1 pseudogene is annotated in these 1,047 nt (G+C 44.9%); it reads right to left on the bottom strand.

What is annotated here, in order from left to right:
* Nucleotides 1–1,047 (bottom strand): annotated as a pseudogene (locus GKZ86_RS25315) (gliding motility-associated C-terminal domain-containing protein); the annotation flags it as partial.

The following is a 1,047-nucleotide window of genomic DNA, read 5'->3' as shown; positions in this document are numbered from 1 at the left end:
GTTCCGTTTGCATTCAGGGTCAATCCTGTTGGAACTGTAATAGCTGTCAGTTTAACTTGTCCGTTTTGGGTTCCGATCACAACAGGATTTCCGTTTAGGGTATCATTCGCTACCAACGTTGCTGTTGTACCACCCGTGTTTCCGTTGATTGCCGGTGTTGTAGTTTCCGTTACCGCGTCGATTACTGCCTGATCTACAACCACGATACTTTTTGTTGTATCACAGTTTGTCGGATTTGTAATCTCACAGATACTGTATTCTACTTCGTAGTTTCCTTTTGGGGTATTTGGTGCAACGGTTACCGTTCCGTTTGCATTCAGGGTCAATCCTGTTGGAACTGTAATAGCTGTCAGTTTAACTTGTCCGTTTTGGGTTCCGATTACAACCGGGTTACCGTTCAGGGTATCATTCGCTACCAACGTTGCTGTTGTACCGCCTGTGTTTCCGTTGATAGAAGTTGTCGTTTCCGTAACCGCGTCGATTACTGCCTGATCTACAACCACGATACTTTTTGTTGTATCACAGTTTGTCGGATTGGTAATCTCACAGATACTGTATTCTACTTCGTAGTTTCCTTTTGGGGTATTTGGTGCAACGGTTACCGTTCCGTTTGCATTCAGGGTCAATCCTGTTGGAACTGTAATAGCTGTCAGTTTAACTTGTCCGTTTTGGGTTCCGATTACAACCGGGTTACCGTTCAGGGTATCATTCGCTACCAACGTTGCTGTTGTACCGCCTGTGTTTCCGTTGATTGCCGGTGTTGTTGTTTCCGTAACCGCGTCGATTACTGCCTGATCCACAACCACGATACTTTTTGTTGTATCACAGTTTGTCTGATTGGTAATCTCGCAGATGCTGTATTCTACTTCGTAATTTCCTTTTGGTGTGTTTGCTGCAACGGTTACTGTTCCGTTTGCGTTCAGGGTCAATCCTGTTGGAACTGTAATAGCTGTTAATTTAACTTGTCCGCTTTGGGTTCCGATTACAACCGGGTTTCCGTTTAGGGTATCATTCGCTACTAACGTTGCCGTTGTACCGCCTGTGTTT

It is taken from the genome of Flavobacterium sp. LC2016-13 (assembly GCF_009707955.1).
Lineage (GTDB): Bacteria > Bacteroidota > Bacteroidia > Flavobacteriales > Flavobacteriaceae > Flavobacterium.
This window is presented reverse-complemented; position numbering and strand designations above follow the sequence as displayed.